Consider the following 23806-nt stretch of genomic DNA (forward strand, 5'->3'; position numbering starts at 1 on the left):
ATCTTGTAGAATTTATTCCACGTAAGTACCCAAATGTTTTGCAATAGCGAAAGGGATGGTGCAAATACAGCTATTTTAAAACAGGCATAATATTTTACTACATATGGTTGATTAATGGTTACTGAAAGTGGTAGCTGATACATGTAGCAAGGTAAACCGGGTTTAGTGAATGACAACAAAAGCAATTTTAAAAAAGACAGGTAAAATTTTTTTGTACCTGTTGTGTACCATTTTCTTTCTTGTAATTGCTGTATTCATTTATATAAATACCTCCTCCGGCAAAGCGCTCATCCGAAACAAACTTCAATCTTTTCTGCAGCAAAAATTAAAAACAAGAGTATCTATTCAGGCCGTTGATTTCAGCCTGCCCAAGTGGGTGGAATTAAAGGGCATATACCTGGAAGACGAAAGAAAAGATACTTTGTTATACGGCGAACAAATTTCAGTTGACATCAACATGCTTCACCTGGTTACCGGTAAAATAGATATAGGCAAGGTGGCAGTCAAAAATATGTACGCTAATATTTTCAGGCCTGAAAATGATACCACTTTCAACTATCAGTTTGTTATGAATGCATTTGCCGGTGCAACAAAGGATACAACTATTATTGCCGATACTGCGGCGTTGAAAATTAATTTTAAAAAATTGATCCTGGATGATATCCGCCTGAAGTTTACTGATAATTACGGAGGTAATATTTTTACTGCCGGTATAAAAAATGCGGTGGCTAATTTAAACCAGTTTCAACCAGACAGGATGCGCTTTGGTGTGGATGATTTTATTGCCTCGGGTATTGTTGTTAATATGGTAACAATAAAAGAGATTCCAGCTACTGCTACAGATACCACAGCCGTTGACCTTTTTTTAAATGCAGGTAATATCAGGCTTGCTGATATAAAAGTTGCGTATCAAAATAAAGTAAACGGAATGTATTATGCCAATAACATACAACATTTGGAGGTTACTAAAGCCAACCTCAATCTTGCTGCTGAAAATGCGAGCCTGGGCGATGTTGTTCTGGACAGCTCTTCTATCAAATTTACGGCGCCAAAACTGGCGGTTCATTCAGTGGCGTTCAGTGCTGCTTCAAACAGCAACTGGAAACTGGCCATCAATCAGTTGTCGTTAAAAAATGATATTGCTGTTTATGATGACAACAATAAAGCGCCTCAACCCGGCTTTGATTATTCCCATATTGGATTGAACAAAATCAATATCAGCACCGGTAAAATATTTTATTCCAATGACACCATTCTGGCCGATATCAGGCAGCTTGCCTTTGCAGATAAAAGTGGTTTTATAATAGATACTACGCATGCCAAAATAAGGTACAGTAATCAGGGAGTTGAATTGAAAGAACTGTTTGTAAAAACACCACAGAGTGTTATTCAAAATCAACTGGTGGTAAAATATGATGATGTAAAAAAGATTACCCTTACACCGCAAAACAGCCATGTTGATGTGCGGTTAAAAAATACAAGGATAGCTATCAATGATATTTATATGGTAGCGCCATTTGTAAAGAAGTATATTCCGGAACAAAAATTCCGGAATGCATTCATTTCCATATCTGCAGCCATCAATGGTACATTAAAGGAATTAAATATCCCTGTGTTTCAGCTTTCGGGATTAGACGGTACTACTATAAATGCCAAAGCAGTTTTATATAACGTAACCGACAGCAATAGCCTGGCATATGATATTACTATTTTTAACAGCAGTTTGCCCAAATCGGATATCATAAAATTTTTGCCTGCTAATTCAACTATTGAACTAATGAATAAACTGCCTGCTACTTTCAGTTTGGGAACGCACCTGAAAGGCAACATGAAAAGCAGCACGGCAGACATTGATATCAACAGCACTGATTTTAATTTGCAGGGAAAGGGTACAGTTAAAAATATAGATAAACCCGCATCACTTCGATACGATGTGGTTATTACCAATAGCCGGGTGAAGAGAAGCTTTATTGAAGCTCTTGTTCCGCCTGGTACTATTCCACCAACCGTTATTTTACCTCAACTGATGATACTTACAGGTACGGCAAAAGGTGATATGAATAATGTGCAGCCAAATCTTACCCTTCGGGGAAGTTATGGCGTGGCCAAAGTGAATGGATATGTGCATCATTTTAAAGATCCCCAAAAAGCCAGCTATGATTTAAGTTTCGCTACACAGGATTTTGAGGTAGGCAAACTGATAAAGCAAGATTCAATTATTGGGGCCCTAACCTTCAACGGATATGCGAAAGGAACCGGTTTGGATTATAAAACTATGATGGCCGTAGTAAAAGCAACTGTAAAAAAAGTGAGGTTAAAAAAATATGACTATAACAACATTTTGTTCAACGCCAATTTAAAAAATGGAGATGTTGTCAGTGATGGAAGTATTGATGATCCTAATATAAAACTTAATTATGATGCTACTGCAAATGTAAGTGGCCAATATCCCTCTGTGCAAGCAAACTTGCGATTGGATACTATACAATTGAAAGCGCTTAATTTATATCCTGATACATTGAATGCATCTTTCAATGCATTTGTAAAAGCTGATAATTTGAATCCGGATAGCATGGACGTATATACCTCAATTGATTCCTCCCACTTAACGATTAAAGGTAAACGCTATGCGCTTGACAGCATTGTTGCAAAAGCAACAGCTTCCAATGGGAAGAATAATATTAGTCTTGTTTCGCCAATGGCGGATATCGTTGCCAATGGAAAATTTGCATACGATAAAATTGGTCCTTCTTTGTTGCAGTACATCGACAAATATTATCACGTAACAGATACGGTTATTCGAAATGTTCAGCCGCAGCAGATCAATTTTAGTGGCACTATTAAAAAAAGCCCGGTAGTGGAAGGCCTGGTAGATGGGTTTACCTATGAAAATATTGTCTTTAAAGGAAGCTATGCTTCTGATGCACAGGACAGTGCACTGCAACTACATGCAACGGTGCCGAGCCTTGTGTATAAAACCAATAGTGTAAGCAACGGAACAATCGATATAACATCACTCAATAAAGATATTTCGGGGGCAATTAATTTTGATACGTTGCATTTTGGCAGCAACAGCTTTTATAAAACCGCTGTTATTGCAGCTGTTGCCGGTGATAGTTTAAGTATAACAGCATCTACCAGAGATGTAAAAAACAACAACCGCTTTGTTATTGGCGCCGACATTGCGCAGCAAAATAAAGGATATACTTTTTCTTTAAAAGATACCTTAATGCTGAATTACAAAAAATGGTTGGTTGCACCTAACAATAAAATTACTTATTCACCCGACGGCATACTGGTTAACAATTTTTTGGTTAGTTATGATAGCAGCAAAATTGCAGCCGCCAGCAGGGAAAATGTATTAAACAGTCCTATTGATGTAACCATCAGTAATTTTAAAATAAGAGATATTACCTCCATGATGAACAGCGATACGCTGCTGGCATCGGGTGTAATCAATGGCAAATTTTCCGTTGCTGAATTTAATAAAAAATTACCGGCCTTTACAGGTAACATTAATGCAGACAGTTTGCAGTTTATGCAACAGCCTGTAGGAAACATACACCTGATTACAGAAAAATCAAGCGAAAATGTTATCTCGGCCGCAATGGATTTAACGGGTAATGGTAATGAGGTGAATGTAAAAGGTGACTATTATCTAAATGATGATACCAAGCAGTTTGACATCACCATGCAAATAGGCAATCTAAATATGACCACTTTGCAGGCTTTTTCGCAGGGGAATCTGGTAAATTCTTCCGGTCGCATCAGTGGTAATATCGCCATCAATGGAAAGTTTGCTGAGCCGCAGTGGCATGGAGCTGTAAGTTTTGATACCGCTCGTTTCAGCATTGCAAAACTAGGTACTACCTATACCATTGACAAGCAAAAAATCTCTTTTGACTATCCCACTATTTCACTCGATAATTTTACGGTAAAAGATTCTGCCAACCATACCCTTGTGCTGGATGGAGAGGTGACTGCCAGATCCATATCAGAGTATAATCTAAATCTTGCCGTCAATTCTACCAATTTTACATTGGTAAATGTGGCCAAAGCTTTTTCAAACGAGGTGTATGGTTTTGCAGCGGTGGATGCCGATATTTCCGTTACCGGAAATTCAACCTCTCCCAATATCGAAGGCAATATTTCGCTTAATGATAAAAGTGATGTAACGCTGGTGTTGCCTGAAAGCAATGTAAATAAAGATGCCGCCAAATCAGTAGTTCGGTTTATCGATCGGGATACTTTTGCATTACCTGAGAAAACGCCTTTCCGTACGGCAAAAGAAGTAAAGCCTTCCTTTGCACAATTTCTAAATTACAACCTCAATATTGAAATTGGTAAAGCGGCAGCACTAACCATCATCATTGATCCAAGTACGGGTGACGAATTAAAACTAAAAGGCGATGCACAGTTGAACGCTGGGGTAGACCCCGGCGGCAATATTATTTTAGCTGGTAACTACGAGCTTAGCAGCGGATATTACATTTTAAACTACCAGTTTTTAAAAAAGCAGTTTAATTTATTGCCCGGTAGTACCATTGCTTTCAGCGGGCCGCCTGCCAACGCACAAATAAATATTACTGCGGAATATATCGCCAACACTTCTGCCAAAGATTTACTGGGAAATGAAGTAGGTACAGTTGATCCAAGGCTCGCCAATACTTTTAAGCAGGAAATTCCCTTCAGGGTTTTATTGACATTGAAAGGAACCATGCTGAAGCCCGAAATTAGTTTCGATATAGAATTGCCGGAAGAAAGCAAAAACCTGAATATTAGCAGCGAACTGCGCACTACCATTGATAACAAACTAACGCAGCTAAAGGGTGACGTGGCTGCAACTAACCGGCAGGTATTCTCCCTGCTTTTATTCAACCGTTTTGTAGGCGAACAAAGTACCGACTTCTTTTCTACCGGCAGCTCCGGGGGCAGCAGTGGAGGCTTTGGTGATTTGGCAAGGCAGAGCGTTAGCAAATTTCTTTCTTCCGCACTGGATAATATTGCATCTGATCTTTTTAAAGGATTGGACGTTGATCTTAACCTGAATAGTTACAAAGACTACACCAGTGGCGACGCCCAGCAACGAACGGATTTAAATGTGGCAGTAACCAAGAGTTTTGTAAACGACCGTTTGAGCATCAGCGTAGGTAAAAATTTTGGTATAGAGGGTCAGGATGCCGCGGCAAAAGCAGCACAACAAAAAGGAAGTGGATTTTTACCGGACGTAACAGTGAATTATAAATTAACCCAGGATGGTAAATATCTTTTAAGAGCATACAAAAAAACGCAGTTTGAAGTGATACTGGATGGTTATGTGCTTGAAACAGGCGTTGCGTTTATTGTTACGATGGATTATGATAAGTTCAGGGAATTATTTGCGCGAAAAATGAAAAAGGTTACAAAATAAAAATGAAGTATTTCAGCATATACGGTTTGTTTTTTTTACTGCTAACTGCTGCGGGATGCAGCGTTGGCAAGCGGCTGCCTCCCGGTGAAAGGCTCTACCGCGGCGCAATTATTAAGGTGGAAAAACAAAAGGATGTGAAAGCATCTGCGAAGTCGTTGCGCAGCCAGCTAAAAGCAACAGCCAGGCCGAAAACCAATAAGTTTTTATTGGGTCAGCCTTATAAAGTGTGGTGGTATTATTTCATCGGCGAACCCAAAAGGCCCAAAGGCTTCAGGGCATTTTTAAGAAATAAACTGGGCGAACCTCCTGTATTGAGCAGCCGGGTAAATGCAAAAGTTACGGCCGAAAATATGAACGCCTATCTTGAAAACATTGGCTATTTCCATAGTAAGGTAAAGGGCGACACGGTTAACAAGGGTTATTTTACAACTGCGGTTTACAACGCAACTGTTTTTCCTCAACATACTATCCGCAACATCACCTGGGTAAACGATAGCTCTGCTTTACTGAAACAACTGGATACTAAAAAAAAGCGGAGAAGCCTGTTAAAAAAAGGGATGCCTTACCGCCTTAGTGATATTGTAGCAGAAAGAGACCGGCTTGACCTGAGGTTAAAAACAAAAGGGTACTATAACTTTAATCCGGATTACATCATGGCCTATGTAGACAGTACCATTGGTAATTACCAGGTAGACCTGTTTTTTAATATAAAGAACACTACCCCGGAAATTGCCAAACATCCTTACACCATTAACCGCATTACCGTTTTTCCAAACTACACGTTATTGCGCCCTCCTCCTGATACCAGTAAAGTAGGTACGACTGATGTAGATGGTTTATCTATAAGAGACACGGTACATGATTTTAAACAAGATTTATTTAAACGTACCATTACCTACAGGCCGGGTAAAATTTATAGCAGCATTGATCAGAATACAACGCTGAACCGTTTGATCAACCTGGGTGCATTTAAGTTTTCTAAAAACCGTTTTGAAGCGGTTAAGGACACGGCCAATCCATACCGCCTGAATGTATTTTATTATTTAACTCCGGCAAAAAAGAAATCGCTGCAGGGAGAGATAGATGGTTTTAGCAAGGAAAATAAATATGTGGGTTCGCAGCTAAGTATTAACTGGAAGAACAGGAATACTTTTCATGGATCGGAACAGCTGGCCGTAAAAATGTATGGCAGCTTTGAAGTTTCTTCCAATGATTCGCTTAAGAAAAATAACAATTACCGTGTTGGTACAGAAGCCACTTTAAATTTTCCACGGTACTTAATTCCTTTTTTTCGGGTACATGAAAGCAATCTTTATCCTGCCCGTACTCAATTGCTGCTGGGCTACGAATATTTCATCAAAAAAAATTATTATTCCAAAAATATCTTTCGTTTTAACTACGAATTTCAATGGAGGGAAAGTGCGAACAAGCAACATATCCTGGCACCGTTTTCTTTTACTTATGTAAATGCTGCCAATGTTACAGATAGCTTTTACAAAGCAGCTTCATTAAATCCGGCACTGTTAACCAATGTGTACAGCGAGGCTATTGTGTCATCTTATTATAGTTATACTTACAACACATTAAATCCACTGGGTAAAAATCAGTGGTTCCTGAAATTAGACGGCGAAGTTGCAGGTACCACCATTGGACTAATATCAGGTGCCAAAGAACCGCGTTCAAAAAATGTGCTGGGCGCACCCTTTGCCCAATATGTAAAAGGAGACCTGGATCTGCGCTACACCCGGAGGTTTCGCAGTAGATGGCAATTGGCTAACAGACTGCAACTGGGCATTGGGTTTCCCTATAATAATTCTGCTTACCTGCCCTTTTCAAAACAATACATTGTTGGCGGATCAAGCTCTATCAGGGCATTTGCAGTTAGAACACTTGGCCCCGGAAGTTATAAACCTACCCTGCAGGACCAGGCATATTATCAAACCATTGGCGGTGATTATAAGCTACTTGGCAACACCGAAATACGTATACCAATCGTAGGTAGGTTTAGTAGTGCTTTTTTTATTGATGCCGGAAATGTATGGACCAAGGACACTGTTTTATTCGGTAAAGCCGGACAGTTAAAAAAAGATTTCCTGAAAGAACTCGCCGTGGCGTCAGGTATTGGACTACGGGTGGACGCCAGTGTAATTTTATTAAGATTTGATTTCGGAATACCCTTACGCAAGCCATACCTGCCTGATGGACAACGATGGGTAATTGATAAGATTGCCCTGGGTGATAAAACATGGCGCAGGGAAAACCTTGTTTTTAATATCGCTATTGGTTATCCTTTTTAAATCAATACTGTTTCCATTAAATCAACTATTATAATGGCAGCAGAGTGGTGGTAAAGCATGGTTAGGAAATTTTGCATGTTCCAACTAATTAATAATATTTTTTACAATGAAGATTTTTTTTAAAATATTGCTTGGAGTTGTCTTGGCGGGTGCTATAGCAGGGTACATTTACTGGCAGCAACATAAAAAAGGAATTGTAAAAAATGCCATACAAAACGCCATTGAAAACAAATCCGACAGTTTATATTTTATACACTACGACAGCTCGCAGATTGATGAAATCAATGGCAATGCGTCGTTTTATAAAATTACTTTACAAAGCGATAGCATGCAACAGGCGATGCTAAAGGCGGGGGATAGCTTACCCAATGCCTTATATAATATCAGGGCAGAAGAAGTAACTGTAAGAGGGGTAGATATTCCGGGATTGGTTCAGGGGCAACATGTGTCAGCTAAAGCAATTATCATTAATAAGCCGCGTATTCAAATAATAAATACAGGTGCAGATAAACCGAAACCTTTTACCTACAATGATACACTTGAATTATACAAAAAAATTCTGGGCAGGTTTAATAGCATACGCGGCGACACCATTCGTGTAGTAAATGGTACTGTTTTAATAACCGATAAAAAAGGAAAGCCTTTAACTACCCTGGAAAATATCAACATTTCGCTTAATAATTTTTTAATTGACAGCACCAGGAATTATCAAAATATCATCAGTTATTTTATAAAAGACGTTACGGCTTCTGTTGAGAATATTCAGCTGCCCGAGTCTGCGAATAACAGCCGTATTAATATTACCAATTTAGTGTATGATGCACCAAAAAAAATATTGAAAGCAGGTGGTGTACAGCAATACAAACAACACAATACCGATGCTTTGGTGGACATAAAAAATGTGCAGGTGAGTAACCTGAATACAGACGCTTTTATTTTATTTCAACAACTAAAGGCAGGAGTGGTTACCGCGGATGGCGGACTGATAACGATCTACAAAAAAAGCAAAAAACTACAGTCTGGTAACGAGTCCACCGTGTTAACAAACGACCTCATAGATGAAGCGCAGATTGGTGGCATACAGTTGGGCAAAACCACTGTTATAATTGAAGATCCTGAAAAACCCGGCAAGCCTCCCTTTAAAATAAATGATGTTGAGTTTTCTGCGGCAGATATTGTCAGCAGTACCAATGGAGGCACTTTAAGCAACCTGGTTAGTAATGCCAATTGGAATTTATCTGCAGGCGGTTTTTCATTTATCACTAAAAATAACTTGTATAAGGTGAGGGCTGAAGGGTTGGTATTAAATAATAAGGCAGGTACAATAAAGGTAAAGCATGTTGCATATAAGCCGCTTTTAACTGAGGCAGCTTTTGTAAAAAAACTTTCCATTCAAAAGGACCGGTATGATATTGATGCAACTGATATCAATGTAAGTGGTTTGAATTTTAAAAAACTTATCAACGATAACGTACTGGAAACAGACGAGGTGTCTTTACGGGTAATGCTAAAAGTTTTTAACGATCGCACCTTGTCGTTTGATACCAGCAGCAAAGTAGGCAGATATCCTTACCAGGCTTTGTTGAAATTACCATTTCAATTATATATAAAAAGGCTCTTGGTGCATGATGGTGAGGTGTTGTATAAAGAACGGGGGAGAAAATCCAAGAAGACGGGCATTGTAGGTTTTACCCATATCGATGCAACTTTGAGCAATGTCACGAATATTGCAGCAAGAATAAAAACAAATAGTACATTGGTTTTAAACGCGAAGGCTCAATTTTTAAACGCTGCTGATATTGTTACTGAGTGGCGGATGCCGTTGAATCAGTCGGATAGCACTTTTTCGGCAGCCGGTTCTTTAGGCGCCATGAACGCTACCGTCTTAAATAGTATTACAGAACCTTTGGGGCTGGCAGCTATAAAAAACGGCACTATTAATAAATTGGCATTTGACCTTACCGGAAATAATTACAAGTCAAAGGGAAACACTACTTTTTTATATAATAACCTGGGAGTGTCAGTATTAAAGATGGACGATAATGATGAACTAAAAAAGAGGGGGCTTGTCTCGTTACTGGCGAACACTTTGATAGTTAATAACAATCCGAAAAATGGCAATACCTATACCGGTGAAATTGATTTTGAAAGGGACATACACAAGTCGTTTTTCAACTTTCTCTGGAAAAGCATTTTTGATGGTGTTAAAAAAACCGTGATACGTAAATAGAAAATAGTAAAAATAAAAACCGGGCAAAGTTATTCGCCCGGTGAAGTATGAGGAAACGTATAAAGATATCCGGTTATTATTACCGGTTTATACTTTATCCTTGTCTGTGCCGGTGTTGTCTTCTTCAGGGATTAAGGAATCATTTTTAACTCCTTCTTCAAAGCCCTGTAATTTTTCATCCGATAAATTTTTATCATCCTCAAAATTCAGGATGATGTCTTCATCCTGTTCATTCACTATTTTTTCTTTTGGATCTTGATTCATCCGCATTGAGGTTGTTTGAAAATTACTATCTTTTGTAAGCTCATCTGCATAATTGTATTCTTTCATGACAATTGTTTGATGGGTAAATTAAAAATATTTTTGGCAATGGCAAGTGCGATTGATTTGACCTTGTAGCGGTTGTTTGCAAAGAAGCGGTTAATATTTCCTTGTACTAGTTTGTCTGCTGCTTTTGCAACAAAGGAACCATTGTTGAGACCAATTTTATTTTTCATTAAATCCGTAGCGGAATAAAATGACTGATCAATCAAATTATCAAAAAGCTGCGGGATATGGGCTGTCCCGTTTCCCAACTTTCTTTTCAATAAAAACACCGGGTCTACTGATTGCTGAATAGTTTGCAACTGGTGAATAAACATAGCTTTCTCGACCCGTTCAGCTGCCTTCAAATTTTCGATGTTATTGGCTAATTGCTGCCTGTTAATGATAGACATAGAAAAAAATACAGTTCATAAGGAGTTAAAAAAAATGACCTGGTTAAAACAATTCTCCACATCTCAATTAATGAAATCTAATCTAATCGTATAACCAGGCCACCAAATGTACTTTTTTTAAAAAGCTTTTTCAGGGTTGTAATTCTCGCTGCTTTCTACTTCTTTCTTTGCCTTATCCATCATTTGCCTGGCATCGCCTTTTATGTTTTTATATTTTTCAGAAACGGTTTCTCCAAATTTGTTAACACCTTCCTTAACTGAATCAGTCAGGTCATTGCCTTTCTTTGCAATTTTTTTTCGTGTTTCAGATCCCTTATCCGGAGCCATTAATATTCCTAAAATTGCGCCTGCTGCGGCACCTGCTAATACACCTGTTAATAATTTTGCTTTTGACATAGTATTTGTTTTTAGAATCGTTTTAAAAAGTTATTCAGGTATAGGGTTTCCAAAATGCTGCCAACTGTTGAAAAGCATTGTTAATACTACCTAAATCAGTGCAATTAAGGCTTTTCAACGTGTCTATGGTCGCATCTAATCCAATGTTCTTCTCATGCCTGAGTATCTTTTTCTACAAATGAGGAATATAAAGCACATGGAAAAGGATGGAATAAACATTTAACCCGCTTACAATACTGTGTTTGCCGGGCAACAGGGTTAAAATTAACGGCACGATTGTAATATAATGCTAAGTGTAATTCATTTGAAAGACGCAGAATGCAGTAAAACAATCAATCTTTCCTAATAGTGTTCTCAAGAACTATTTTTTAAACTTTAAACCTGATCAACGCGATGAAAAAAACAACACTTTCAACATTATTGCTGGTAGCCGTAGCAATAACTTTACTACCTGGTTGCCAGGCAATCGGCGACATATTTAAAGCCGGTATGTGGACGGGTATACTGGTAGTAGTTATTGTAGTAGGTTTAATAATTTACCTCATTAGCAGGTTTGGAAGAAAAGAGTAAAGGGTGATTGAATGTAATACAACCGCAACGAACAGTTGAAGCCGGAAATGCGGTGCAGCAAATGTGAGATTAAATAAAGAAAGCAGGCTCTTGTGCCTGCTTTCTTTATGTGGGTATGTGTTTACAAATACAGCCGGCATGATAACTCAATGCGCCAAAGTTTCCATAATTCCGTTGATGGTTTCTTTGGAAAATGGTTTGCTGAGAAAATAGTCTACACCCTCTTTGAACGCTTTCTGTTTGTCAGCAACGTTGTCATGTGCTGTAATCATAATTATTTTGGAAAGAGGATGAAAGCGTTTGATATAGCTGATAAAATTTACGCCCAGGCCGTCCGGTAAATGGTTGTCTAAAAAAATTATTTCAGGCTCATTCTTCTCTAGCATACTTGCTGCATCTTTTAATGAGTTAACGTATTCGGACTGTAACCGCTTTTTTCGCAACAGGTTGCCCAACAGATAACAGATATCTTTCTCATCATCTATAATTAGTACATCAATTTGTTTAACGTCAAGGGTAGTCAAAATAAATAGTTTTATTATACAAGTGTCAATTATAACGCCAACTTGCCGTAGGAGCAAACGAGTTAATAATGAAAAATGCTAACAATGTACCTCCACATATCGTTGAAAAATCTCCCCATATACTTTATAGATGTATTACATGTAATGAAAAAAAAAGTGGCAGGATATTTTCAATTGTTACAATAACTTTCGATAACTACCAATTAAAACAGTATGAAAAAAAAGATATTAATTATTGATGACGATCTTGATATGTGTGCCTTATTAAGCAGCTTCTTAACTCGAAATAATTATGAAGTGGAAGTATCTTACTCGGCGGTGCAGGGTATAGCCAAATTTAAGCAATCTAATTTTGATATTGTCATTTCTGATTTTAGGTTGGGTGATAAAGATGGCAAAGATGTATTGCTGGAAATAAGAGCCCACAATCCCAATGCGATTGTACTCATCATTACAGGATACAGCGATATAAAAATTGCAGTAGAAGTGATTAAGTTAGGGGCATACGACTATATAACCAAACCGTTGATACCTGACGAGGTGCTGAGTGTTCTTAAAAATGCAGTCAATAAGTTTAATGCAAATGCCGAAAAGCAATTGAATCATCCACTTAAAAATAGTCCGTTAACCGATGATAAGTCTTTTTTAACCGGCCATGCCGACAGTACAAGAGAATTATACCGCCAGGTAGAAATAGTAGCAACTACAGATTACAGTGTAATTCTGTATGGGGAAAGTGGGACCGGTAAAGAAGTAATAGCCAAAAAAATTCATGATTTAAGCCATCGTAAAAACAAGCCTTTTGTAGCAATGGATTGTGGCACCCTCTCAAAAGAGTTGGCAGGTAGTGAATTATTCGGACATGTAAAAGGTGCGTTTACGGGAGCCCAGTCTGATAAGGAGGGGCACTTTGAAATGGCCAACGAAGGGACATTGTTTTTGGATGAAGTGGCCAATTTATCATACGATATTCAGGCTTCGTTGTTAAGGGTGATACAGGAAAGGAAATTCAAAAGAGTGGGAGGCACCAAAGAAATATCGCTCGATATAAGAATCATTGTAGCTTCCAATGAAAATCTTCAGGATGCTTACCGGAAAGGCAAATTCAGGGAAGACTTGTATCACCGTTTTAATGAATTCTGTATACAATTACCCCCATTACGCCAACGGAAAGAAGACATCCCGTTATTTGCCAATTTCTTTCTTAAAAATACATGTGCAGAACTTAATAAGGATGTAAAGGGATTCGCCAATGATGTAATTGACATGTTCGTCAATTATACATGGCCAGGCAATCTGCGGGAATGCAGGAATGTAATTCGACGCTCGGTATTACTTTGTAATGAAGAAATTATCACAGCCAACTTATTGCCCGCGGAAATCATTTTACAATATGCTAATAAAGAATATAAACACGATAACCCCGTTTATACATCTGGGGATAACAATACCAACGGATCTGAAGTGTTAACACCTGTTAAAAAAGATGTCTATCTTAAAGACACTGCGGCCAAAGCAGAATATGAAGCTATTATGAAAGTGCTGAAGGAGGTAAACTTTAACAAGACAAAAGCTGCCATTATTTTAAATGTTGACAGAAAAACCCTGTATAACAAAATAAAAAACTACGAAAATTAAGGTGTAAAATTTCTTTCCGTATTTGAAAAGCTGGTATGAAGTTAGCACCATACACATGCAAATAATTGCCTAATATTTAAAACATTCGATTATGAGTATCACACCAGGTGAAATGACAACCCTTTCCGCCGTACTGGAAAAACTGCGTATTAAAAAGCGTGATAGCGAGTTTAGAATGACGCCAGAAGGATTCGGCACAGGCAATGGTAAATATTATACTCCGGAACAGCTAAAGATCATTAAAACATATCGGTTCGAGGGAGATTCTGATCCTTCAGATTCTTCTATTATTTACTTAATTGAAGCAGATAATGGATTAATTGGTTATAGCCTGGATGCCTATGGCGCATACAGTGATCATGAAGATGATGGTTATGATGATTTCATTCGCAAGATTCAAATGGAAGAAAGGGATGAGCAAATTATTTTTGAGGATAAGCCGGAAAATTTAACACCCGTGGAGTAATCGCCCAGGGCGTAAAAAAGTGAATAGCTTTACGACAGCATGCAGAATTTAATTCCTTAAATTATGTATGCTGTTTTTTTAGGTCTTTTGGGTATTGGCGTTTAAACATCAGTTGACTGATTGCCCCATAGATTTTGTGTAACATAAAGTTGGATTGTTGAAAAAATAAAACATACAGCATGACACTCTCTTTACAGATTGCATGGCTTTTTCTGTTACCTGTACCCATTGCCTGTATTGCCTGGACAGTAACGCACGAAGAAATATTTAAGGAGCCCCGGGAATTTTGTGTACAATGCAGCAAGGAAGGATCGTTGCTGAAGAAAAAGTTCTTTTACCTTTTTACGTGTGAGTATTGCTTTAGCCATTATGTAACCGCGGCGATGCTTTTATTAACCAACTTTAAGTTATTACTTCCAGACTGGAGAGGGTATATAATCGCAGGCTTTTCTTTGGTTTGGATTGCTAATATTTACATGAGTTTATATGCCCGTGTCCGAATGGAAATTAAAAAAGAAAAAATTGATATTGCAGAAAAAGAAGAACAATTAAATAACAGGAAATAAATGTTGAACTTGTTGAGTCAACATTTATTTCCTGTTATTTAAAATATTAGCCGGATACAACAGTTTCATTGGCCGGTTGTACGATATCTTCCAAACTAAAGAACATATCCGGTTGCTCCTCGCCATTTACGATCAACTTGCTAACCTGTCCTTCATTTACTTTTTGATATTTAATTTCAATTACCAGTGGTACATCTTTGTAGGTATAGGTTAGCGTAACTGCCTGCCATGTTTCCGGAAAGCACGGATTTATTAAGAATTTATCGCCTTCTTTTTTGAAACCAATGAAAGACTGTATCATCAGCTGGTACATCCACCCTGCAGAGCCTGTATACCATGTCCAGCCGCCCCGGCCTTTGTGCAGCGGCTCTGCATACACATCGGCAGCAATTACATACGGTTCAGTTTTATACACTTCAATTTTATCAGCAGTATTGCCGCGGTTTACCGGGTTAATCATCTGCAATAATTCCCATGTTCTTTTTTTATCTTCCAACGCGGCAAATGCCATTACAAGCCATATGGCAGCGTGCGTATACTGCCCGCCATTCTCCCGCACGCCCGGTACATAACCTTTTATATAACCCGGGTTCATGGAGGATTTGTCAAACGGTGGAGTAAACAATTGTATCAAACCGTCTTCCTGCTGCACCAGGTATTTATCAGCAAAATGCATCCCTGATAAAGATTTCTTTTTATCACCACCGCCAGACAGTACAGACCAACTTTGCGCAATAGAGTCTATACGGCATTCTTCATTTTCATGCGATCCCAAAGGAGTACCATCATCAAAATAAGCACGCCGGTACCAGTCTCCATCCCAGGCATTGGTATCAATATTCAACTTCAGTTTTTCAGCCTCCTGAGTGCACCTGGTTACAAAATCAGGGTCATTTTTTATAGATGCCAGCTTTTTAAAATTAATCAGGATATCATACAGAAAAAATGCCAGCCATACACTTTCACCTTTTCCATGATTACCTACTTTATCCATACCATCATTCCAGTCGCCGGTACCCATTAGTGGCAGGCCGTGTACGCCAAAAATCAGCCCATGTTCGATAGCTTGTACACAGTGCTGGTAAAGGGTTGCAGTAATATCTGATTTAATAGGCAAGTCAAAATAAGATTCTTCCCCTTCATTTAGCAGTCGTCCTTCCAGGTAGTTAACAGGCTCATCCAAAATGGCCGTATCGCCTGTTGCTGTAACATACCTGGCAGCAGCATAAGGCAGCCATAAATAATCATCCGAACAGGTAGTACGCACACCACGGCCAATCGGAGGATGCCACCAGTGCTGTACATCTCCTTCTTTAAATTGACGGGATGCACATAGTAATAATTGTGCCCGTAAAATTTCCGGTTTGGCATATATCAGCGATAAAGTGTCCTGTAACTGATCGCGGAAACCGAAAGCGCCACCGGATTGATAGAAGCCACTTCTTGCCCATATACGGCAGGCGAGTGTTTGGTAATTCAGCCAACCGTTGGCTAAAATATTTACCGCCCTGTCAGGCGTTTCAATTTGTAAAGTGCCCAGGGTAGTTTGCCAGTACTTGTGTACCCGTTCCAGGGCATGGCGGGCAGCAGGAGCACCTTCAAAATTGCGGATGATGTTAGTAGCATCCTCCATCGATTTACCAGCACCCAGCCTGAAAATAATTTCTCTTTCCTGGTCTTCTGCCAGGTCAAAAACAACCTGTATTGCTGCACATGGATCCAGCGCAGCGCCCGTTTTGCCGGACAGCTTTGCCCTGTTTAGTGCATCCGGATTTTGCAGCGTTCCATTGCGGCCAATAAATTCGTACCGGTCAGTAGTGTGCGTTTTATTGATGTCATCTACATCAAAAAAAGCAACTCTGCTTCCAAACTCAGTGTTGTATGCATTCCTGGCTAGTATAGCTCCGCTCTGCGCATCTATTTCAGTAATCGTATGCATCAGCGTTTTTGCACGAAGGTCACCAAGCACCCATTCAACATAACCCGTTGCAGAAATGCGGCGTGCCCGGGTAGAGCCATTGCGTACTTTAATTACTACAAACTTAACGGGTGAATCAACATCCACATATACACACATGTTGCTTTCTATTCCATCCTCGCTGTGTTCGAATATGCTGTACCCAAAACCATGTCTGGTGATATAGGGTGATTGGCCGCGGACAGGCAGGGGTGACGGCGACCAGAATTTGCCACTTTCTTCATCCCGCAGGTAAAAGGCTTCGCCTTTTAAATCACCGATGGGATCATTGTTCCAGGGAGTAAGCCTTAATTCATGTGCATTTTCGGTCCAGGTATACGATTGTCCGCTTTCTGATATCACCGTACCAAAATCGGGGTTGGCCAGAATATTTACCCAGGGAGCCGGCGTTGCTTTTGACGGTGTTGTTGTGATCACATATTCTTTACCATCTGCAGAAAAGCCCCCGGTACCATTATAAAACTGCAGGTTGGTGGCGGGTTTAACAGCCGTATAAAGAGATGCGTGAAATTTGCTGGGACTGAAATAAGGGATGCTTGTTTTTAATTTATTGCGCCTGTTCATTTGTTCTTCTAGGGTGCCGAGTGTATCTGAAATGACAATATGGGCAACCGTTTGAAAAAGAATCCGGTCTTCATTGGCTATCTGATCTGCCGAACGGATAAAAATGCCACCTGGTTGTTCCCGGGAATCGCCGGCATGCCCCGGCGCAACAAGACTCTGAATATCGTTGTGCAATACTTGCCTGTAACCTCCATGATCCTCATTCCATATCACCAGGTCTACCATCAGCCCTTTTAAGCGCCAGTAGGTATGCGCCTGTACCATTTGTTTTACCAGGCCGATATTAGCTGCATCTTCAATCTGCAGCAGTACAATCGGAATATCTCCGGAGATAGAATAACCCCACAAACCCGATTGGCCACGCTGGTTTTTTATGATGATGGAAGGGTCTGTACGTAAAGAAGGATTTGAGAAAATAACAGAACTGGCCAGTTTACTGAACAATTGTGCATCCGCTTCCGAAGCATTGATCTGTCGTAAAATAACCTGGCTATGCGTCCAAACCAATTCAAGTACCCTGTTGGTCAGATGCCTGTCCTGGTATTTATCAATCAGTATATCGCACGTTTCTTTTGTTTCGGCAACGCCAAAAATCATATCTACAATGGCAGTTTCCTGCGGTTCAATTACAATACGGTACTGTATAGAAATAACAGGGTCCAGCACAGAGCCGCTGCTATTGGATAAGCCAGCTTTTTGCTTTAGTGCTTTAGGTGCGTTAATGGTATTGCCCCGGCCGATGAACTGGTCCCGGTCTGTTTCATACGCAATATTTTCAATAGGGGCATCATGCACTTTCATCAGGTGAAACATCCAGGGTGGCTGCTCATCTAAAGACCTGGCTCTTCTTGTGCATAGTATGGCATTGCGTGCCTGGTTAATTTCTGTTTGAACAAACAGGTTACTAAATGCAGGATGAGCTTCATCTGCCGCGGCCGATGTCAGCACTACTTCCGCATAACTGGTTATTTCCAGTATTCTTCTTTTGCGGGACCTGTTGGTAATGTGCAACCGGCGCAGTTCAATGTCATCTTCCGGGGATACCACAATTTCTGTGTGCGTTTCCAGGGAGAAATCACGGCGGCGGAATTCTGCCCTTCCCTGTGAAAATACGGCTTCATAATTATCCCCTTCCTGCAACGAAGGTTGAAAAGAAGAAGACCAGAAAGTATCGCTTTCCAGGTCGCGGATGTAGCAGAAAGTGCCCCAGTTATCAGCCGTGCAGTCTTCACGCCAGCGGGTAAGCGCTATGTTTTTCCAGCGGCTATAGCCACCGCCGGCATTGGTTACCATTACATTATAACGGCCATTGGATAACAACTGCACTTCCGGAATGGGCGTGTGCGGTGTATTAATCACCCGCATGGTAGTATCTGCAGATGGGTTGACAGCTGTATCGCCAACGTGTACACTTGGTGAATAGAAGGTAGTAATTCTTGGTATTCTTTCCTGAAGCAATAGCAAGGTAGCTTTTACCTGAACATCGTTTTCAAAACGCTGTTGCATTGGTTTGTCAAATAACACATACGCCAGTGATAAAAAACTCATGCCCTGGTGATGTGCCATAAAAGATTTTACTATAGAATTAGTTTGCCGCCTTAATAACCTGGAAGCAGTATAGTCAATGGCTTCATAATAACCATATTGCCCCTCGAAGCCCGCTTCTTTTAATACCTGCAGGTTATCGCAGGAGTCCTGGGGGGCTACCATTAAACTCATAATAGTGGAATAGGGCGAAATAACGAGGTCTTCTGCCAGTCCGCGTTTAAAGCCAAGGCCTGGCACGCCGAAAGCCCGGTACTGGTAGTTTAAATGCGCATCCACCATATTGTAACCACTTTCCGAAATTCCCCATGGTACACCTCTTTTTTTACCGTAATCAATTTGTTTTTGGATAACCGCTTTATAGGTTTGATCGAGTAAGGTATTTTCATAAGTAGGCATTACAAGCAGAGGCATCAGGTATTCAAACATTGAACCGCTCCAGGATAAAAGAATCGGGCTGGTACCCAGGTTGGTAAGCTGGCGACCTAAAGAAAACCAGCTTTCCTGCGGTAACTTGCCCTGTGCGATGGCCATAAAAGTAGTTAACCTTGCTTCCGAAGCCAGCAGGTCATAGTAGCTGTTGTCTCTCCGGTGTTCATCTACATTGTAGCCAATTGTTAGCAGGTGTTGCGACCTGTCGTACAGGAAATCGTATTCCACAACAGACAGGGTCATGCACTTCATGGCCAGCCTGTCAAGGGTTAATAAAATTTCCTTTGCCCGCCGGCCTGCTTCTGTAACATACTGCCTGAAACTGGTAAGCCATTCGTTTTCTTCCGGTGTGTTAGCGGTCGTATAAGCTGCAAAAATGGTTTGTAGTAAATGCTGTTCAACTTTAGATACTTCTCTAACGGTAGGGATTGCCGGAAGCTCTTCCAGCAGGTAGCTGAACTTTTCAGGCACTGCCGGTATTAACAGCCAGGGAACAAAAGAATGCAATTCCCTTTTTGCATTTGTTATCTGCGCCATCACTTTCTGTGCCCACTCGTCATCTTCATTGTCTGGCTCAAAATCAAGCTCAATAATAATTTTTGTAAACGCCGTTTCTGTTTGGTCCAGGTAATCTTTGGCATCTGCTATGGAAGCACATTTATCTTCATATTCCAGCTCTATTTTTTCATACAGATTTTTTATTGGTTCTGCATTGTCAGTTTTTTCAAGCAGTACTCCCAATGCATCCAATATGCCTTCATATGTGCGGGGCGTAAATATTTTTTTATCTGCCAGCATCATCAGGCCTTGCTGCATGGTAATCAGGTGACCGGTAAGGTTACCACTATCAACAGTAGATATATAACGGGGGGACAGGGGCCAGAGGCTCTCCGTATCGTACCAGTTATAAAAATGGCCGCGGAACCTTTCCATTTGCTGCATTGTTCCAAGTGTATTGGTAGTGCGGGTTATCACTTCTTCAATACCAATGTAGCCAAAATCGTGGGCGGTTAAAATAGATAGCAAACTAAGCCCGACATTGGTTGGCGACGTGCGGTGGGCAATTCTTTTTACCGGATCTTCCTGGTAGTTATCCGGTGGTAGCCAATTGTCTTTTTCTGAAACAAACGTTTCAAAAAAGTTCCAGATTTTTCTGCCCAGAAGGCGTAAAAAAATGGTTTGGTCGGCAGAAACAATTTCTTTTTTATCTGTTACCTCCCTGCTTATAAACCAGGCTGCAAACGGGCCTGATATCCATATAAGAACAAACGGCACTGCAAAAATTAGCGATCCCGGCACATATACCGATAAATAAACAACCAGCGCAACGGCCAGGAAGGGGCCAAACCACATTTTTGCATAAGCAGATAGCAGTTTTTTTTGATTGTTCAGTGTGCTGTGATAGGGGTTCCACTGCAATAAATGTTTATGGCTGATGAACATGCGCCATAAAGTACGCAGGATGGCATCTGTATTTGAAAATGCTTCGTACGGTAAGCAAAAAAGCTCAATTACATATTGGTAAAACTGGTCGCTGGCCGAACGGAAGGAAAATATAAAATGCTGCGAAAAAATAACATCGGCAGGTTTTGAAAATAATGACCAACAAAAACTGATGATAGAAGGCAGTACAACTATAAGTGAAACAGCAACCGTCCAAAACAGGGGAGCAGGCGACAATACCCACCCGTATAAAAGCAGCAATAGCAATGCCTGTGGTACCAAGCTGCGGCGTATGTTGTCAAAAATTTTCCATTTGGAAAGCAGTGACAACGGATTTTTTACGATTTTTTTATTCGGACCTGGTACAAAGGGCAAAATCCAGTTGGCAATCTGCCAGTCTCCTCTTATCCAGCGGTGCCTGCGCTGCATATCTGTAAAGTAACGTGCCGGGTAATCTTCGTACAATTGAATATCTGTTATGAGCCCGGAGCGGGAATAACAACCTTCCAGCAAATCATGACTCAGGATAGAATTATCAGGCAACACATTGTGCAGTACTTGCTCAAATGCGGCCACATCATAAATGCCTTTACCAATGAATGATCCTTCCTGAAAAAGATCCTGGTAAACATCTGATATAGCTCTTGTGTAGGGGTCGGTACCGGGTTCGTTGCCGTGTATTTTTGTATAGATGGAACTGTTGCTTTGCGGTAAACTATTACTAACCCGGGGTTGCAAAATAGTGTATCCGTTAACGACTCTTTTTTTCTTTTGAGAATACACGGCGGTATTCAAAGGATGAGACATTGTTGCTACCATTTTCCAGGCTGCATCCCTTGGTAATTCGGTATCGGTATCGAGTGTAATGATGTATTTTACCTGCCGGTACACCATTTCATCACCAACAATAATTGAAAAGAAATTTTGATCCCTGCCCAATATCAAGGCGTTTAATTCTGATAATTTTCCTCTTTTCCTTTCAAAGCCCATCCAGATTTTGTCCTTCGCATTGTATTTTCTGTTACGGTGAAAAAGGAAAAATGTATCATTGCCCGGCCGGTCATATTTTCTGTTTAATTCAATGATTTTATTCCGTGCAGTATCTGCCAGCAACTCATCTTCGGGTAAACTTTCGGTGGCAGCATCTTTAAAATCTGTCAGCAATGCATACTGCAGGTTTTCATCCCGGTTAGCCAGGAAGCGTACTTCCAATCCTTCTATCAAATCACTGATGGCATTCACCGAACTAAGGATGGTGGGTACCACTACCATGCTACGCTGCTGTTGCGGAATGCCCTTCGAAAAATCCATCCGTGGCAATAAATATGGCCTTGCAATCATATTTGCCACCCAGTTAATGATGGCTACTGACAAACGACTTGTAGCCAGCATAATTAAAATCGCTGCAATGGCCAGCTGCCATCTTACCAAGCCTTCTTTGTACATGATATACACGAGGTACCAGGAAACAAGCGCCGACATTATTACAATGCCGCCGGCATAAACGAACAGGGGAATTTTATTAAATATTTTTTTGCAATGATCAATGGTGGACGAGCGCATTTTTGCGAGCTGCATCAATTCCGCCCGTCCATCGCCGGTAAAAAAATAACCGGCATGTATCAGCCTTGGCTCATTGGTTTTTGCTGCATTTCTTTTGGCCAGCTCTATTGCCAATTCTGCAACTTTTTTTTCCGTAAGGTCACTATTTTTAGCAATTTTTTCTACCACGTGGCGGTAACTGTCCCGGGTGAAAAAATCCATTTGTTGATATACTCCGTTGATATCCTGCCGCAAAACCTGCTCTACAACGCTGGTGTTTTCAACAAACTCCCGCCAGTCGGTAGTACTTAAAAAGCGAAGGCTGCTGATGCTATTGCTGATGGACACCTGGTCAGCAGCTTGTTTCTGGTTTTCCTGGTGTATTAGTTCATTGCTGCTAAGGCTATCTTCAGACAACCGTTGTTCTATCCAGTTCAGCGGTAAAGAAAGGGCATTGCCTTTTTCCTGCAGGCGCCTGGTGAGTTCCGCCACAAATGCGCTGTCCATCGGAGGCTCACTCCTGGCCATATCGGCAATTACCAGCACCAGGGTTTTAGGGTCATTTTCAGCAGCTTCAATCATATTATCCGCCCATTTATTAGCCAGGGCTTTGTCAATGATGTCACTTGCTATTTGTATCGAAAGGCGACGCAGATTTTCAATCAGTGCCAGCCGAAGCATAATTGGAATGGCCCATAATTCGCCCAGCTTTAAATAAGTATTGGTTTGATAGGCATTTACAAAACCAACGAGGCTGTTTAAGTCAACATGTCCATCACTGTGGGAAATAATTTCTACAGCTATATCATACACGCGGGGTAAACCTGCCGATTCGCCCTTTAAAAGTTGGGGTAATCCCTTGCTGTATCCTTTGGGTAAATGTTTTTTCCCGGTATAAATCTGTTCCTCGATGAGGTAAAAATTATCCAGCAGCCATTCACCCGCCGGTACTATTCTTGTATTTGTTTTAATCGCTTCAGTTAAAGCCGCGTGCACTTCCAGCAAAATATTTTCGTTCTCTGCCAGTCGTTTTAATAATTGTTCGGATGGATGGCTTGTAATTAACTGGTGTTTTTTGGAAAGTGCACTGGCATGTTGTTCCAGTTGCTGTTCAGTAAACAATTCCGACCTGAGGGGTGGGCGCTCATTTGCATATTTATCGTACCGTCCGTCTCCGAAAATGGGTTCTATTATATTTTTTCTCAATGCGGCAATAGCCTGGGGCAACATTTCAAAGAGATCAGTTGTCGGATTTTTTCTTTGATTACTCATCTTTATAAACAGGGATTTTATTTTACATATACCTGCCAGGGAACACAGGTGTTTCAAGTTGTAAAATACCGGCTGCTAATATCATGCCTCGTAATTGCGATAAAATCAGCACATAATTTGTTTCATCAAATAAATGCAGGTTGGGTTGAATTTAATATTTTAGTTAAATGTAACCGGCATTGCGATATTTGCTTTTTTATTATTAAATGTCCGCAGT

The 23806-nt window shown here is 40.4% G+C and carries 12 protein-coding genes; 7 read left to right on the forward strand and 5 right to left on the reverse strand.

The window, feature by feature from the left end:
- The first annotated feature begins 169 nt into the window (after positions 1-169).
- The 3 genes from QWZ08_RS02210 to QWZ08_RS02220 all read left to right on the forward strand — a co-directional run bounded on the left by QWZ08_RS02210 (position 170) and on the right by QWZ08_RS02220 (position 9937).
- Positions 170-5410 carry a translocation/assembly module TamB domain-containing protein gene (locus QWZ08_RS02210; protein WP_290335555.1) on the forward strand — a complete coding sequence of 1747 codons (5241 nt, stop codon included), beginning with the start codon at positions 170-172 and terminating at the stop codon, positions 5408-5410.
- 2 nt (positions 5411-5412) lie between these two features.
- Positions 5413-7707, forward strand: a complete 2295-nt coding sequence (gene tamL, locus QWZ08_RS02215; RefSeq protein ID WP_290335556.1) for a translocation and assembly module lipoprotein TamL — start codon at positions 5413-5415, stop codon at positions 7705-7707.
- 106 nt (positions 7708-7813) lie between these two features.
- Positions 7814-9937 (forward strand): hypothetical protein, encoded by a 2124-nt coding sequence (locus QWZ08_RS02220; RefSeq protein ID WP_290335557.1) that lies wholly within the window; start codon positions 7814-7816, stop codon positions 9935-9937.
- A gap of 87 nt (positions 9938-10024) precedes the next feature.
- On the opposite strand, the gene QWZ08_RS02225 is transcribed toward QWZ08_RS02220, so the two are convergent.
- From QWZ08_RS02225 to QWZ08_RS02235, 3 genes are all read right to left on the reverse strand, one after another.
- Positions 10025-10267 carry a hypothetical protein gene (locus QWZ08_RS02225; protein ID WP_290335558.1) on the reverse strand — a complete coding sequence of 81 codons (243 nt, stop codon included), beginning with the start codon at positions 10265-10267 and terminating at the stop codon, positions 10025-10027.
- The gene (locus QWZ08_RS02230) at positions 10264-10653 is read right to left on the reverse strand and encodes a hypothetical protein (RefSeq protein ID WP_290335560.1); all 390 of its coding nucleotides are present in this window, start codon (positions 10651-10653) and stop codon (positions 10264-10266) included. Before QWZ08_RS02230 ends, QWZ08_RS02225 begins: the two co-directional genes overlap by 4 nt.
- Before the next feature lie 117 nt (positions 10654-10770).
- On the reverse strand, positions 10771-11049 hold the full coding sequence (locus QWZ08_RS02235) for a YtxH domain-containing protein (protein WP_290335561.1): 279 nt from the start codon (positions 11047-11049) through the stop codon (positions 10771-10773).
- 393 nt (positions 11050-11442) lie between these two features.
- On the opposite strand from QWZ08_RS02235, the gene QWZ08_RS02240 reads away from it, so the two are divergent.
- Positions 11443-11619, forward strand: coding sequence for a hypothetical protein (locus tag QWZ08_RS02240; protein ID WP_290335562.1), 177 nt, complete (start codon positions 11443-11445; stop codon positions 11617-11619).
- Between the two features lie 146 nt (positions 11620-11765).
- Here the strand turns inward: QWZ08_RS02240 and QWZ08_RS02245 are convergent, their stop codons facing one another.
- Positions 11766-12143, reverse strand: coding sequence for a response regulator (locus tag QWZ08_RS02245; protein WP_290335563.1), 378 nt, complete (start codon positions 12141-12143; stop codon positions 11766-11768).
- A 213-nt stretch (positions 12144-12356) separates the two neighbouring features.
- On the opposite strand from QWZ08_RS02245, the gene QWZ08_RS02250 reads away from it, so the two are divergent.
- From QWZ08_RS02250 to QWZ08_RS02260, 3 genes are all read left to right on the forward strand, one after another.
- Positions 12357-13781, forward strand: coding sequence for a sigma-54-dependent transcriptional regulator (locus QWZ08_RS02250; RefSeq protein WP_290335564.1), 1425 nt, complete (start codon positions 12357-12359; stop codon positions 13779-13781).
- A 91-nt stretch (positions 13782-13872) separates the two neighbouring features.
- A complete protein-coding gene (locus QWZ08_RS02255) occupies positions 13873-14247 on the forward strand; it encodes a hypothetical protein (RefSeq protein ID WP_290335565.1) in 375 nt (124 codons plus the stop codon).
- A 179-nt stretch (positions 14248-14426) separates the two neighbouring features.
- A complete protein-coding gene (locus tag QWZ08_RS02260; RefSeq protein WP_290335566.1) occupies positions 14427-14813 on the forward strand; it encodes a hypothetical protein in 387 nt (128 codons plus the stop codon).
- A 46-nt stretch (positions 14814-14859) separates the two neighbouring features.
- Here the strand turns inward: QWZ08_RS02260 and QWZ08_RS02265 are convergent, their stop codons facing one another.
- Positions 14860-23589: a glycoside hydrolase family 94 protein gene (locus QWZ08_RS02265; RefSeq protein ID WP_290335567.1), complete on the reverse strand. Its 8730-nt coding sequence runs from the start codon at positions 23587-23589 to the stop codon at positions 14860-14862.
- Positions 23590-23806 lie beyond the last annotated feature (217 nt).

It is taken from the genome of Ferruginibacter paludis (assembly GCF_030409685.1).
Classification (GTDB): domain Bacteria; phylum Bacteroidota; class Bacteroidia; order Chitinophagales; family Chitinophagaceae; genus Ferruginibacter; species Ferruginibacter paludis.